This is a genomic window from Streptomyces sp. NPDC002138 (assembly GCF_040296485.1).
Lineage (GTDB): Bacteria > Actinomycetota > Actinomycetes > Streptomycetales > Streptomycetaceae > Streptomyces.
In genome coordinates, this window is sequence record NZ_JBEOXE010000115.1 from 1 (window position 1) to 14,180 (window position 14,180).

Genomic DNA, 14,180 nt, shown 5'->3' on the forward strand with positions numbered 1-14,180 from the left:
GCACGACCTGTCGGTGGTCAAGCGGGTCAGCGACCGGGTCGCGGTGATGTACCTCGGCCGGATCGTCGAGATCGGGGACAAGCGCCGGCTGTACCCCCAGCCCGCGCCGGCCCCCGCCCCCGCCCCCGCGGCGGACCCCGGACCGGCCGCCCCCGCGGGCCCGGGCGGCCTGCCCCGCAGGGTCCGGCAGGCCAACCTCGCGCCCCAGCTCAAGAACGCCCCCGCCCCCGCGCCCGCCGACGCCACCGCCGACCCGGTCGCGGACCGCGACGCGGAGACCGTACGTACGCGCATGTCCGCACTCCAGCGCGGCTGGACCGCAGCCCGCGACCAGCACGCAGAGCAGGCCGGGTCCGGTGCCGACAGCGCTGCCGGCACCGGTCCCGAGCACGAGAACGAGGGGGACGGTCGATGACCGCACCGCAGACCGCAGGCAACGACTCCCGGGGCCGTGGCCCCGGGCAGCTGAACTGGCTGCTGGATGAGCTGGTCGACCGGGTGGCCAGCATCCGCAAGGCGGTCGTCCTCTCCGGCGACGGCCTGCCCACCGGCACCTCCAAGGACCTGACCCGCGAGGACAGCGAGCACCTGGCCGCCGTCGCCTCCGGATTCCACAGCCTCGCCAAGGGCGTCGGACGGCACTTCGAGTCCGGCCAGGTCCGCCAGACCGTGGTGGAGCTGGACGAGGCCTTCCTGTTCGTGATGGCCGCGGGCGACGGCAGCTGCCTCGCGGTGCTGTCGGACGCCGACTCGGACGTCGGACAGGTCGCGTACGAGATGACCCTGATGGTCAAGCGGGTCGGCGTCCACCTGGCGACCGCACCGCGCACCGGGCTGCCAGCCGGAGGGTGATCCGCACGGCATGAGGGATTCAGGCCACGAACCCGACCACACGCCCGCATTCGGCAGCGCGCCCGCGCACCCGGCTCACCCCGCGCACCCGGCGAACCCGGCTCATCCCGCCCACCAGGCCGCCTGGTTCGACGCGGACGCCGGCCCCGTGGTCCGCCCGTACGCGATGACCCGCGGCCGGACGAGCCATGCCGGCCAGCACCGTCTCGACCTGATCGCGCTCGTCGTCGCCGAAGCGGCGGCGGACGATCCGGTCTGGGACATGACCCTGTCCCCCGAACACGCCCACATCCTCGGGCTCTGCAAGGAACGGCCCCAGTCGGTGGCCGAACTCGCGGCCGAACTCGACCTCGCGGTCGGGGTCGTCCGCGTCCTGATCGGCGACCTGGTCGACGACGAACTGGTCCACGTGACCCGGCCGGTCCCGCCCGCGGAACTTCCGGACGAGTCCATTCTGCGTGAGGTGATAGATGGCCTTCGGGCGCTCTAGCCGCACCGGTGCCATGCACGCGGTGTCGCCGGTCGAACCGCTGACCTTGAAGATCCTGGTCGCGGGCGGCTTCGGGGTGGGCAAGACCACCCTGGTCAGCGCGGTCAGTGAGATCCGCCCGCTGCGCACCGAGGAACAGCTCTCCGAGCCGGGCCGCGCGGTGGACGACATCGCGGGAGTGGAGGGCAAGAGCACCACCACCGTCGCGATGGACTTCGGGCGGATCACGCTCCGCGACGACCTGGTCCTCTACCTGTTCGGCACGCCGGGCCAGGACCGCTTCTGGTTCCTGTGGGACGAGCTGGCCACGGGAGCGCTGGGCGCGGTCGTCCTCGCCGACACCCGCCGGCTCGCGGACTGCTTCGCCGCCGTCGACTACTTCGAGCGGCGCGAGCTGCCCTTCGTGGTCGCGGTCAACTGCTTCGACGGGGCCGACCGCCATCCGGTGGTGACCGTACGGGAGGCCCTCGACCTCGACCCCGAGGTACCGGTGCTGATCTGCGACGCGCGCGACCGGGAATCGGTGAAGGACGTCCTGGTGGGGGTGGTGGAACACGCCATGTCCCTGGCCCGCGCCCGCCGCAGCCCGACCCGGGCCTGACGGCGGCCGCAGGTCCCCCGGCCACCGGGATTCCCGGCGCCGGGACCCCTGCATGGAGGCGGCCCGTACCCCCGCCGACTGGGGTACGGACCGCGGCTCACATGGGGGGTCCGGCGGCCCGCGCCCGCTCGGGGCGCGCGACCGTGCAGGCAGTGTGAACCCGCCACCGGGGGTCGTCAAGCGTTCGCGCAACAGCCCCTGTTCACGGCGTACGCCGCCCGCGCCCCCGGCCGCTCACCGTACGGCGATGACCGCCGACCCGTGCCCGAACAGCCCCTGGTTCGCGGTGATCCCCGCCCGCGCCCCGGGCACCTGGCGGTCCCCGGCGCTGCCGCGCAGCTGCCACGTCACCTCGCACACCTGGGCGATCGCCTGGGCCGGTACGGCTTCGCCGAAGGAGGCCAGCCCGCCGCTCACGTTGACCGGCACGCGCCCGCCGAGCGCGGTCGCCCCCTCCCGGACGAGCTTCGCGCCCTCGCCCTCCCCGCACAGGCCGATGTCCTCGTACCACTCCAGTTCCAGCGCGGTGGACAGGTCGTACACCTCGGCGAGCGACAGGTCGTCGGGCCCGAGTCCCGCCTCCTCGTACGCCGCCCGCGCGATCGAGGACCGGAACGACCCGGTGTCCGCCCCCGCGGCGGTGCCCACCGCGGAATCCGTGGCGATGTCCGGCAGATCGAGCACCGTGCGCGGATAGGTCGGCGTCACCGTCGACACCGCCCGGATCCGCACCGGATCGCGGACCCCGCGCGCCCGCGCGAAGTCCATGCTGGTCAGCACCAGGGCCGCGCCCCCGTCCGAGGTCGCGCAGATGTCCAGCAGCCGCAGCGGATCGGCCACCACCGCCGAGGCGGCGACCTCCTCCGCGGTGACGGCCTTGCGGTAGCGGGCGTTCGGATTGAGCAGCCCGGCCGCCGCGTTCTTCACCTTCACCAGGGCGAAGTCCTCGCCGGTGTCCCCGTACAGGGCCATGCGCCGGCGCGCGTACAGCGCGAAGTACGCCGGATTGGTCGCCCCCAGCACCCGGAAGCGCAGCCAGTCCGGATCGTCCGGCCGGTCCCCGCCCGCCGGGGCGAAGAACCCCTTGGGTGCCGCGTCCGCGCCCACCACCAGCACCACGTCGGCCAGCCCCGCCAGGATCTGCGCCCGGGCCGCCCCGATCGCCTGCGCCCCGGAGGCGCAGGCCGCGTACACGCTGGTCACGCGGGCGCCCTGCCAGCCGAGCGCCCGCGCGAAGGTCGCCCCGGCCACGTATCCCGGATAGCCCGAGCGCACGGTGTCGGCGCCCACGATCGACCCGACGTCGGTCCAGTCGAGCCCCGCGTCCGCGAGCGCGGCCCGGGCCGCGATCCGCCCGTACTCGACGAAGCTGCGCCCCCACTTCCCCCACGGATGCATCCCGGCCCCGAGGACCGCCACGTCGGCGCCGCTCATGCCCGCACCCCGCCCTCGTCGCCGCCGGCGGCATCCTCGTCATCGCCGCCGGCCCCGGCCACCGGGCGGAAGTGCCAGGTCGTCCAGGTGGTCCCCGTGTCCGCGTCCTCGTTGAGCACCCCCGGCACCACCTCGACCGCCATCCCGACGGCCAGATCGGCCACGCCCACCCCGGGCGCGGCCTGCCCCAGGACGACCATCCGCTCGGCCTCCAGCTCCACCGCGACCAGCGTGTACGGAGTCCAGGGCCGCTCCGGGTCGGAGACGTAGGGGGCCGGGGGCCGGTAGCGCCCGTCGGTGTACGACCAGACCCGGCCGCGCCGGGAGAGCGGCACCTCGGCCAGCTGGCCCCCGCCCGCGCAGCCGGGGTTGCGGCAGAAGGCGTCCTCCCGCGGGAAGTACACGGCGGCGCAGGCGGTGCAGCGGGTGCCGAGCAGCCGGAAGCCCTCCTCCGCGCCCGCCTCCGCTCCGGTATCGGTGAACCACCCGCTCACGACGGGTGTACGCGTGCGTCCCAAGACCCCTCCTGACAGCGACGGTTGAATCTGACGAACCGTCAGGAGTCTGTCACGCCGGGCCCCTCCGGGTCACCGGTTGGCGGCGAGCCACTTCCCGGCGATCGCCGCCAGCTCCGCGTCCCGCCCGGCCAGCATCATCCGGATCATCTGCGCGTCCCCGCGCAGCGACCAGACCGGATGTCCGAAGGTCGCCGGATTGTTCCCCTCGATCAGGAAGTGCGCGGGCCACGCCGTCCCGTACCCGATCAGCGGCAGCGCGGCCAGGTAGCGCCTGCGGCCCCGAGCCAGCCCGTAGGCGCTCAGGGCGAGCCCGGTAAGGGTGCCGCCCAGGTGCACCCAGCGGGTCGCGGCCCGGGAGTGCATGGCGACGTAGTAGGGCCAGAATTCCTCGTACGAGTCGAAGGTCATGCCCGGACCGTACTCACGGCGCGACCGAGCCGACAGAGACCGGGAAGTCGAAGTACGTGTCCGGGAAGGCCTCCGGCCGGTAGGTGAAGTGCCACCACTCCTCGGGCAGGTTCACGAAACCCCGGTCCGCCAGCACCCGCCTCAGCAGGTCCCGGTTCTCCCGCGCGGCCCCCGTCACCCGCGGATCGTCCGTGTGCGACAGGGGATCGAAGAAGTCGAAGGGAGTCCCGAAATCCACCGGCCGCCCGAGCGGGAGGCGCACCAGGCCCACATCGACCGTACTGCCGCGGCTGTGCCCGGAACGCGCCGCGATGTAGCCCTCCGGGATCAGCCGGTCCTTCTCCACCCGGGGGTAGTACACCGCCTTGGTCCCCTGGTCCGCCGGGTCCCCGGCCCACCGCACGAAGCGGTCCACGGCCCGCTGTGGCCGGTAGCAGTCGTACACCGTCAGCGCGTACCCGCGCGCCAGCAGCGCGCGCTGCGCCCGCGCCAGCGCCTCGGCGGCGGGCCGGGCCAGCAGGCACACGGGCTCCTCGTACCCGTCGACCGCCGCACCCGTGAAATTGTCAGGCCCCGCGTACCGCATCTCCTGCCGGATCGTCGGATCCACCGCGCGCAGGGCCACGAAGGCGTCCGGGGCGGACCCCGCCGCCGACGCTCCGACCGAGGCGACCACCAGGACAACAGCCAGTGTTCTCATGCCCCTTCGTCTACCATCGCGGGATGCCCGCGCCGCTGATGAACTCGCACTGTTCCGCCTGCGGATCTCCGTTCGCCACCACCGACTGGCCGCGTACGTGCGCCGCCTGCGGGGCGACCGCCTACCGCAACCCCACGCCCGTGGCGGTGACCCTGCTCCCCGTACGGGACGACCTCGGCGCCGGCCTCGTGGTCATCACCCGCACCATCGAACCGGCCCGGGGCGGCGTCGCGCTCCCCGGCGGCTTCATCGACTACGGCGAGGACTGGCGCGAGGCGGTGGTCCGCGAGCTGCGCGAGGAGACCGGCATCCACGCCCCGGCCGCGGACGTCGCCCTCGCCGACACCCTCAGCTCCCCGGCGGGCCATCTGCTGGTCTTCGGCCTCCTCCCCGAGCGCCCCGCCGCGGACCTGCCGGCGTCCACCCCGACGGACGAGACGACGGGCTGGCACATCCTGCGCACCCCGGCCCTCCTGGCCTTCCCCCTCCACACCCAGGTGGCCACCGCCTGGTTCGCAGGGAAGTACGCCTGACGCCGGTGGCCGGAACCCCGCCACATCCAGCCTCGCCCGGGGCCGACTCCGGCCTCGGCCAGAGGCGCGTCCAGCCTCGCCGGCGTGTGAGGCGCGGGGCCCCGGGCGGAGCCCCGATCCTGAACCCGCGCCCACCCCCGCGCCCCACTCCCGCACCCCGGCCGCCCACCCTCCTAAGCCCCCCGCACCGTCACGCCCGTGACAAGGTCACCGCCTTCCACCGCCACCACGACCTCATCCCCGGCCCACCGCGAGGTGTACCGCTCCACCCGGCCCGGCTCGAAACCCGGCCCCGGATCGCGGACCACCAGACCACCGCCCGTACGGCCCCGCGCCGGAGCCCAGACCTCCAGCACCACCGAGCCGTCCTCCGCCCGGACCGGGATCACCGCGCCCGCCCGGGCCAGCACCGGGATCCGCCCCGGCGGAGCGTCCAGCAGGACCTGGCCCGGCCCCTCGTACACCGCCCCCGTCACCGTGTCGTACCAGCGCCCCCGTGGCAGCCGCACCGCCCGCCGGTCCGCCCCGCACTCCAGCACCGGCGCCACCAGCAGCGCGTCCCCCAGCAGGAACGCGTCCTCACAGTCCCGCAGCCCCCGTTCCTCCGGCGCCCCCCACCACAGCGGCCGCACGTACGGCGCCCCCGTCCGCCGCGCCAGATGCGCCAGGGTCACGAAGTACGGCCGCAGCCGCTCCCGCTCGGCCAGCACCGCCCGCGCGTGCTCCTCCACCTCGGGCCCGAACTCCCACGGCTCCCGCCGCCCCGCCCAGATCGCCGCGTGCGTCCGGAACAACGGCAGGTACGCACCCAGTTGCAGCCACCGCAGATACAGCTCCGGCGACGGCGACCCCCCGAAGCCGCCCACGTCGGGCCCCGAATACGGCACCCCGCACAGCCCCAGCCCCAGCACCAGCGCCAGCGAGGCCCGCAGCCCCGGCCAGCTCGTCTCCACGTCCCCGGACCAGGTGCCGCCGTACCGCTGCATCCCCGCCCACCCCGACCGGGAGAACAGGAACGGCCGCTCCCCGGGCCGCAGCCGCACCAGCCCCTCGTACCCGGCCCGCGCCATCCCGAGCGCGTACACGTTGTGCGCGGCCCGGTGGTCGCCCCCCGCCCCCTCCATCGCGTGCCGCGCGGACCTCGGCAGCGTCATGTCCCCGAGCGGGGTGAAGGAGACCGGCTCGTTCATGTCGTGCCAGACGCCGGCGAAGCCCGCGGCCAGCCGCTCCCCGTACAGAGCGCCCCACCACTCCCGCACCGCCGGATCGGTGAAGTCCGGATACGCGCAGCTCCCCGGCCACACCTCGCCCCGCACCTCCCGCCCGCGCGCGTCCCGTACGAACGCCCCCGCGTCGCCCACTGCGACCCCGGCCGCGTACAGCTCCTCGCCCGGCCCCGCCTTCACCGCCGGGTCCACGATCGACACCAGCCGCACCCCGCCCCCCGGCAGCTCCCGCAGCTCCCGCGCCAGCCCCGGCAGATCCGGGAAGCGCCGCGGATCCACCGTGAACACCCGGTGCCCGTCGTAGTGGTCGATGTCCAGGTGTACGGCCGCCAGCGCGATCCCCCGCGCCACGTACCCCTCCACCACGCGCCGCACCTCCGCCGCGCTCCCGAAACCCCACCGCGCGTGCTGGTAACCGAGCGCCCACTCCGGCGGCACCGCGGCCGCACCCGTCAGCCCCGCCCACCCCTGCAGCACCCGGGCCGGCGTGCCCACGAGCACCCAGCACCGCAACGGCCCGCCGTCCATGCGCAGTTCGCTCACACCCGGCCGGTCCGGGCCCGAACCGGCGCCCTCCTCGCCCTCGCGCAGCGAGACCCGCCCGTCCCAGGTGTCGTCGTAGAACACCATGTGCGTCCCCGCGTCGGCGACGACCAGCTGCACCGGCATCGTGATGTACAGCGGATCGTCACCCGGCCCGAAACCGCCCCGCGGATCGGTGTTCCACAGCCGGTAGGTCCCGTCCCGCAGCCGGGGCCCCGAGGCCCGGCCACCCAGCCCGAAGAACCGTGCGTCGGCCGGCACCTCGGAACGCACCATCCAGCGCGCCCCCGCGCCCCCCTCCGCCGCCACCGGCTGGACGGGCTCCCACCACCGCGGCGGCCGCTCCCGCCGCAGCACCGTCCCGCCCGGCGTGCGCACCTCCACCTGGCCGTGGCGCGACACCGCCACCGTCACCCGCTCCGACACCACCCGCCAGCCACCCCCGGTGTCCGGCTCCAGCACCGCGCGCGGATCCGGCTCCGGCCCCGAGCCGAGCACGGCGTACGACGGCGCCGGCTCCGCGCCGTCCCAGCCCCAGAACACCGCGCCGCCCACCGTCACCCGCACCAGCAGCTCCGAGCGCGCGAAGCGCAGCACGCCCCCGCCCGGGCGGGGCTCCGTACCGGTCAGCAGCCCCGGCACCCGCGCCCGCTCCGCGCCCCGGCGCGCGAGCCCCACCGCGTCCGTGCGCCGGTGGCGCCAGGCCGAGCGCCAGGCGCGCCGCCCGCGCGCCGTACCGATGTCTTTGACCGCACGCACCAGATCACGACCGTTCATGCCGCGCACTCTGCCACCGGCCCCTGGCCGAGCGGGCCGCGTTCAGCTGCCGTTCACCCTTGAACGGATCACACCGGGCCGCCCCCGGCGGCTCTGGTGCGGATGTCGATCACATGGCATGGTCCCTGTGAGCCGCCGCGCGCACACCCCCGCGCGATGGCACCGTACGCACACGGGCGCACCCACACGCGCCACCGCACGCACGAGTACACGCCCACGCACACGAAGCGCGAGCCGCAGAGACCGACCGGGAGCCGACCCATGACTTCAGCCACTTCGCCGGAACCCTTGTGGGCGCCGGGCCCCGACCGGATCGCGGCCGCCCGGATCACCGCCTTCCAGGCCTGGGCAGCCGAGCGCCACGGCGCCCCCGCCACCGGCGGGTACCCGGCCCTGCACAGCTGGTCCGTGGACGAGCTGGACACCTTCTGGCAGGCCGTCGCCGAGTGGTTCGACGTCCGCTTCTCCACCCCCTACACGTCCGTCCTCGCCGACCGGACCATGCCCGGCGCCCGCTGGTTCACCGGCGCCACCCTCAACTACGCCGAGCACGCCCTGCGCGCGGGCGAGGACCCGGCGCGCGCCGGTGAGGCCGCCCTGCTCCACGTCGACGAGACCCACGAGCCCGTCCCCGTGACCTGGGCCGAGCTGCGCCGCCAGGTCGGCGCGCTCGCCGCCGAGCTGCGCGCCCTCGGCGTGCGCCCCGGAGACCGGATCAGCGGCTACCTCCCGAACATCCCCGAGGCCGTCGTCGCCCTCCTCGCCACCGCCGCCGTCGGCGGCGTCTGGACCTCCTGCGCCCCCGACTTCGGCGCCCGCAGCGTCCTCGACCGCTTCCAGCAGGTCGAACCCGTCGTCCTGTTCACCGTCGACGGCTACCGCTACGGCGGCAAGGAGCACGACCGCCGCGACACCGTCGCCGAACTCCGGGCCGACCTCCCCTCGCTGCGCGCCGTCGTCCACATCCCGCTGCTCGGCACGCCCGCGCCCGACGGCGCCCTCGAGTGGTCCGCCCTCACCGCGGGGAACGCGGAGCCCGTCTTCGAACCGGTCCCCTTCGACCACCCGCTGTGGGTCCTGTACTCCTCCGGCACGACCGGGCTCCCCAAGGCGATCGTCCAGTCGCAGGGCGGCATCCTGCTCGAACACCTCAAGCAGCTCGGCCTGCACTGCGACCTCGGCCCGGAGGACCGGTTCTTCTGGTACACCTCCACCGGCTGGATGATGTGGAACTTCCTGGTCTCCGGCCTGCTCACCGGCACCACCGTCGTCCTCTACGACGGCAGCCCCGGCTACCCGGACACCGGCGCCCAGTGGCGGATCGCGGAGCGCACGAAGGCCACCCTGTACGGCACCTCGGCCGCCTACGTGATGGCCTGCCGCAAGGCCGAGGTCCACCCGTCGCGCGACTTCGACCTCTCCTCAGTGAAGTGCGTGGCCACCACCGGATCCCCGCTCCCGCCCGACGGCTTCCGCTGGCTCCACGACGAGGTGGCCGAGGACCTGTGGATCGCCTCGGTCAGCGGCGGCACCGACGTGTGCAGCTGCTTCGCCGGCGCCGTCCCCACCCTGCCCGTCCACATCGGCGAGCTGCAGGCCGCGTGCCTGGGCACCGACCTCCAGGCGTGGGACCCGGCGGGCAAGCCGGTCATCGGCGAGGTCGGCGAGCTGATCGTCACCAACCCCATGCCGTCCATGCCGATCCGGTTCTGGAACGACCCCGACGGCAGCCGCTACCGCGACAGCTACTTCGACATGTTCCCCGGCGTCTGGCGGCACGGGGACTGGATCACGATCACCGACCACGGCTCGGTCGTCATCCACGGCCGCTCCGACTCCACGCTCAACCGCCAGGGCGTGCGCATGGGCTCCGCCGACATCTACGAGGCGGTGGAGCGGCTGCCGGAGATCAAGGAATCGCTGGTCATCGGCCTGGAGGAGGCGGACGGCGGGTACTGGATGCCGCTCTTCGTCCACCTCGTGCCGGGAGCCTCCCTCGACGAGGACCTGCGGGCCCGGATCAAGGCGACGATCCGCGAGGAGCTCTCCCCGCGCCACGTCCCCGACGAGATCATCGAGGTCCCGGGCGTCCCGCACACCCTCACCGGCAAGCGCATCGAGGTCCCCGTCAAGCGCCTCCTCCAGGGCGCGCCCCTGGCCAAGGCCGTGAACCCGGGCTCCGTGGACAACCTGGACCTCCTCCACTTCTACGAGGAGCTGGCCCGCACCCGCCGCCAGGGGTGACTGTCAGTGCCCGTGGTTACGCTGAGTGAGCATCGACCGTGCCACTCAGGGGGAGCCATGGCAGACACGAAGAACACCGGCAGGACCAGCAGCACCCGCACCCGCGACCGGGGCCGCGGCGGCGGGGCCACCTCCCGCGCCCGCCGCGGCCTGCGCCGCGAAATCCCTGGCACCATCGGCCTCGTCGCCGATCCCGGGGACTTCGCGGCCATGCGCGGCTACCGCAGCTTCGCCTTCGACGACCACGAGGACTACCTCACCCAGGTCGACGCCCTGCTCCGGTCCCTCGCCCGCCGCGGCATCCACACCACCGTCGTCCTCTTCGACCCCGAGGAGTACGCCGGCCACTGCGCCGAGCGGGGCATCGACCCCGACACCCCCGCCTCCCGGACCCGCTTCACCGCCGAGCTGGCCGGCACCGCCGCGGGACTGGCCTACGGAGACGGCCCGCTGCGCGCCCTCCTGCCGCGGCTCGTGGACGAAGCCGTCCGGCAGGCCACCTGGGAGTACGCCACCCTCCTGCTCTCCGGCGTCGGCAGCTGCGCCGACTGCGGGGAGGACATCGGCCACGCCTCCTTCGAGCGGGCGGGCCTGATCCTGCGACGGCTGCTGGAGCGGGCCGGACCCGGCCACCACCACCTGGTGTGCAGCGTCCCCACCGAGGACGAACAGCTCGTCTCGGTCCTGCACGCCGACACCACCGACGACGGCGCCACCCCGCCGCGCGTCGACGCCGGCGAGAACTTGGACTTCGTGACCGTCCTGGCCACCGGCCTCGCCCTCGGCGGCCCCGGCGGACTCGTCCTGCGCACCACCGCCGGAGACCCCCGCGACCGGGTCCACGGCTGGCGCCTGGACCGCGGCCGCCTGGTCGCCCTCTCCGCCGCGGCCGTCTTCAACGCGTACTGCACCGACGCCGAGACCGGGGAACCGGTCCCCCCGGAGCCGGGCGTCGAATACTGCCCGGGCTACGAGGTGGACGAGCCGGGGCCGCCCCACTGAACCGACCGGGCGCACCGCACTGAACGGACCGGGCCCGGACACGACCGAGGGGCCCTCGCCACCGGCGAAGGCCCCTCCTACCGACCGCACCCCCTCGCGGGGGGCCCGGCTGCTCCCCGGCTACTCCCCGGACAGCACCGCCTGGGCGGCCACGCGGGCCTCCTCGGCGCTGTCGGCGGCGCGCGCCGCGGCGGCGGCCCGCTCGCACTGGGCGAGCGTGTGCTTCGCGAGCGCGGAGCGCACGTACGGAATCGAGGCGGCACCCATCGACAGGGAGGTGACACCCAGACCCGTCAGAACACAGGCCAGCAGCGGGTCCGAAGCGGCCTCGCCACAGACGCCGCAGCTCTTGCCCTCCGCCTTGGCGGCCTCGGCCGACATGGCGATCAGGTCGAGCAGCGCGGGCTGCCACGGGTCCTGGAGGCGGGAGACCGCACCGACCTGACGGTCGGCGGCGAAGGCGTACTGCGCCAGGTCGTTCGTGCCCAGCGACAGGAACTCGACCTCCTGCAGGATCGAGCGCGCCCGGAGTGCGGCGGAGGGGATCTCCACCATCGCGCCGAACTTCGCCCGCAGACCGGCCTCGCGGCAGGCGTCCGCGAACGCCTTGGCGTCGGCGCGGTCGGCCACCATCGGGGCCATGACCTCGAGGTAGACCGGCAGCCCCTCGGCAGCCTTGGCCAGCGCGGTGAGCTGCGTGCGCAGCACCTCCGGGTGGTCCAGCAGCGACCGCAGCCCCCGCACGCCCAGAGCCGGGTTCGGCTCGTCGGCCGGGGTCAGGAAGTCGAGCGGCTTGTCGGCGCCCGCGTCCAGGACGCGCACCACGACACGGCCCTCGGGGAAGGCCTCCAGCACGGCGCGGTACGCCTCGACCTGCTTCTCCTCGGTCGGCGCCTTCTTGCTGTCGTCCAGGAACAGGAACTCGGTGCGGAACAGGCCCACACCCTCCGCCCCCGCCTCCACGGCGGCCGGCACGTCCGCCGGACCACCGACGTTGGCCAGCAGCGGCACCTTGTGACCGTCCGACGTGGCACCCGGACCGGACGACGCGGACAGCGCCGCCTTGCGCTCGGCGGCCGCGGCCTCCAGCTCCGCGCGCTTCTCCGGAGTCGGGTCCACGAACAGGTCACCGGTGCTGCCGTCCACGGCGATCACGGTGCCCTCGGGGATCTCACCGGCACCCGGAAGGGCGACGATGGCCGGCACGCCCAGCGCCCGCGCGAGGATCGCGCTGTGGCTGGTCGGGCCGCCTTCCTCGGTCACGAAACCGAGGACCAGCGCCGGGTCGAGCAGCGCGGTGTCGGCCGGAGCGAGGTCCCGCGCGATCAGCACGTACGGCTCGTCACTGTCCGGCACGCCCGGCATCGGCACGCCCAGCAGGCGGGCCACGATGCGGTTGCGTACGTCGTCCAGGTCGGCCACGCGGCCGGCCATGTACTCGCCGGCCCCCGCGAGCAGCTCGCGGTAGGAGGCGAAAGCGTCGTACACACCGCGCTCGGCGGTGCTCCCGACAGCGATCCGACGGTCGACGTCGGCCATCAGCTCAGGGTCCTGAGCGATCATGGCCTGAGCCTCGAGCACGTGCTGGGCCTCGCCACCGGCCAGCTGCCCGCGCGCGATCAGGTCGGCCGCCACGGCGTCCACAGCCTGACGGGCGCGCCCCTGTTCGCGCTCCGCCTCCTCCGCGGCGATCTGCTTGGCCGGCGGCTCGAGAACCGCCGTACCCATGTGCCGAACCTCGCCGATCGCCACACCGTGGCTCACGCCGACGCCTCGCAGCGTTGTCTCCATTTCACCCGTCTCCGATTGAGCGGCGGGTCCACCCACCGCGTTGGATATCCGATTCGCCCGCGCAGGCGGATGCGTCACTGCCAGCCGAAGAGGGCGTCCCCGGCCTTGATGTCTCCGGCCTCGACGACGGCGGAGAGGGAGTCGGGAGTCGCTTCCAGCGCCACGACGGGGCAGATGGGGGACTTGCCCGCGGCCTCGACGGCGGCCGGGTTCCAACGGATGACGACCTGGCCGCGCTGCACGGTGTCGCCCTTGTTGACGAGGAGCTCGAAGCCCTCGCCGTTGAGCTGGACGGTGTCGATCCCGAGGTGCGTGAGCACACCGTGGCCTTCGGCGTCGACGACGACGTAGGCGTGCGGGTGCAGGGAGACGACCACGCCGTCGACGGGGGACACCGCCTCCGTCGAGTCACGCGCGGGGTCGATGGCGGTGCCCGGACCCACCATGGCGCCGGAGAACACCGGATCGGGCACTGCCGCGAGTCCGATGGCGGTCCCGGCGAGTGGGGACGAGACGCTGGTCATGGGGGGCCTCCCAGGGGTGGGGCTGCTACGTGTCGCCGTCACAACCTGTCCTGGACGGCGTACTTTGAGAAGGGTAAGTCATGGGACGTCCCGGTTCCGCACGAACTGCCCCATTTTACAGGGGCCCTACGCGCTTCCGCGACGGCCTAGTGGACTAGACCATACGCCTGAATCGATTTGCACGGGCATCGGCGGGCCTGTACTGTCGTGACTCCCGCCAGGACGCGTCGTGTGAACACCTCACGAAATGCTGATGGACGGGACCCCTCCTCTTGATCGCTGATCTTCAGCCCCCCTTCTTTCCGTCTGCCTGTCGGCTGACGGGGGAGTGGTCGGGAAGCAGGAAAAGCGCTGATAGAGTGGGGCTCGCCGAAAAGGAAAACGCGAAAGCGTAAACCTGGAAAGCAAATAGCAAGATCCCGTTTCGACCGGGAATCGGACGCGAAAGAGTCTGATAGAGTCGGAAACGAAGAACGAAGCCCGGAGGAAAGCCCCAGTAGTGATACTGCGGGTGAGTACAAAGGAAGCGTCCGTTCC

General features: G+C 73.8%; 13 protein-coding genes and 1 pseudogene. 7 read left to right on the forward strand and 7 right to left on the reverse strand.

The annotated features are described in order from the left end of the window. The 4 genes and pseudogenes from ABT084_RS36635 to ABT084_RS36650 all read left to right on the forward strand — a co-directional run. A pseudogene (locus tag ABT084_RS36635) lies at positions 1-415 on the forward strand (hypothetical protein); the annotation flags it as partial. Then, the gene (locus ABT084_RS36640; protein ID WP_330329341.1) at positions 412-852 is read left to right on the forward strand and encodes a roadblock/LC7 domain-containing protein; all 441 of its coding nucleotides are present in this window, start codon (positions 412-414) and stop codon (positions 850-852) included. The pseudogene ABT084_RS36635 and the gene ABT084_RS36640, both read left to right, overlap by 4 nt. A gap of 10 nt (positions 853-862) precedes the next feature. Further along, the gene (locus ABT084_RS36645) at positions 863-1,342 is read left to right on the forward strand and encodes a DUF742 domain-containing protein (protein ID WP_351053801.1); all 480 of its coding nucleotides are present in this window, start codon (positions 863-865) and stop codon (positions 1,340-1,342) included. Next, entirely contained in the window at positions 1,323-1,943 is a 621-nt protein-coding gene (locus tag ABT084_RS36650) for a GTP-binding protein (RefSeq protein WP_351053804.1), read from the forward strand. Before ABT084_RS36645 ends, ABT084_RS36650 begins: the two co-directional genes overlap by 20 nt. Positions 1,944-2,177: 234 nt before the next feature. Here the strand turns inward: ABT084_RS36650 and ABT084_RS36655 are convergent, their stop codons facing one another. The 4 genes from ABT084_RS36655 to ABT084_RS36670 all read right to left on the reverse strand — a co-directional run bounded on the left by ABT084_RS36655 (position 2,178) and on the right by ABT084_RS36670 (position 5,003). Continuing rightward, a complete protein-coding gene (locus ABT084_RS36655) occupies positions 2,178-3,377 on the reverse strand; it encodes a lipid-transfer protein (protein WP_351053807.1) in 1,200 nt (399 codons plus the stop codon). Continuing rightward, positions 3,374-3,895, reverse strand: a complete 522-nt coding sequence (locus ABT084_RS36660) for a Zn-ribbon domain-containing OB-fold protein (protein ID WP_351053810.1) — start codon at positions 3,893-3,895, stop codon at positions 3,374-3,376. The genes ABT084_RS36655 and ABT084_RS36660 overlap by 4 nt, the downstream gene beginning before the upstream one ends. Positions 3,896-3,964: 69 nt before the next feature. After that, positions 3,965-4,303, reverse strand: a complete 339-nt coding sequence (locus ABT084_RS36665) for an Mpo1-like protein (RefSeq protein ID WP_351053813.1) — start codon at positions 4,301-4,303, stop codon at positions 3,965-3,967. A gap of 13 nt (positions 4,304-4,316) precedes the next feature. Continuing rightward, positions 4,317-5,003: a M15 family metallopeptidase gene (locus tag ABT084_RS36670; RefSeq protein ID WP_351053816.1), complete on the reverse strand. Its 687-nt coding sequence runs from the start codon at positions 5,001-5,003 to the stop codon at positions 4,317-4,319. Positions 5,004-5,026: 23 nt separating this feature from the next. Between ABT084_RS36670 and ABT084_RS36675 the strand changes: the two genes are divergently transcribed. Then, on the forward strand, positions 5,027-5,536 hold the full coding sequence (locus ABT084_RS36675) for an NUDIX domain-containing protein (protein ID WP_351053819.1): 510 nt from the start codon (positions 5,027-5,029) through the stop codon (positions 5,534-5,536). 173 nt (positions 5,537-5,709) lie between these two features. On the opposite strand, the gene ABT084_RS36680 is transcribed toward ABT084_RS36675, so the two are convergent. Then, a complete protein-coding gene (locus tag ABT084_RS36680; RefSeq protein WP_351053822.1) occupies positions 5,710-8,082 on the reverse strand; it encodes a glycoside hydrolase family 31 protein in 2,373 nt (790 codons plus the stop codon). A gap of 261 nt (positions 8,083-8,343) precedes the next feature. On the opposite strand from ABT084_RS36680, the gene ABT084_RS36685 reads away from it, so the two are divergent. Then, positions 8,344-10,326, forward strand: coding sequence for an acetoacetate--CoA ligase (locus tag ABT084_RS36685; RefSeq protein WP_351053824.1), 1,983 nt, complete (start codon positions 8,344-8,346; stop codon positions 10,324-10,326). A 57-nt stretch (positions 10,327-10,383) separates the two neighbouring features. Further along, positions 10,384-11,328: a DUF8829 domain-containing protein gene (locus ABT084_RS36690; RefSeq protein ID WP_351053827.1), complete on the forward strand. Its 945-nt coding sequence runs from the start codon at positions 10,384-10,386 to the stop codon at positions 11,326-11,328. A gap of 120 nt (positions 11,329-11,448) precedes the next feature. Here the strand turns inward: ABT084_RS36690 and ptsP are convergent, their stop codons facing one another. Together ptsP and ABT084_RS36700 are read right to left on the reverse strand one after the other, a co-directional pair. Beyond that, positions 11,449-13,119, reverse strand: a complete 1,671-nt coding sequence (gene ptsP, locus ABT084_RS36695) for a phosphoenolpyruvate--protein phosphotransferase (RefSeq protein WP_351053829.1) — start codon at positions 13,117-13,119, stop codon at positions 11,449-11,451. A gap of 74 nt (positions 13,120-13,193) precedes the next feature. Continuing rightward, positions 13,194-13,643, reverse strand: coding sequence for a PTS sugar transporter subunit IIA (locus ABT084_RS36700; protein ID WP_351053831.1), 450 nt, complete (start codon positions 13,641-13,643; stop codon positions 13,194-13,196). Positions 13,644-14,180: the final 537 nt, after the last annotated feature.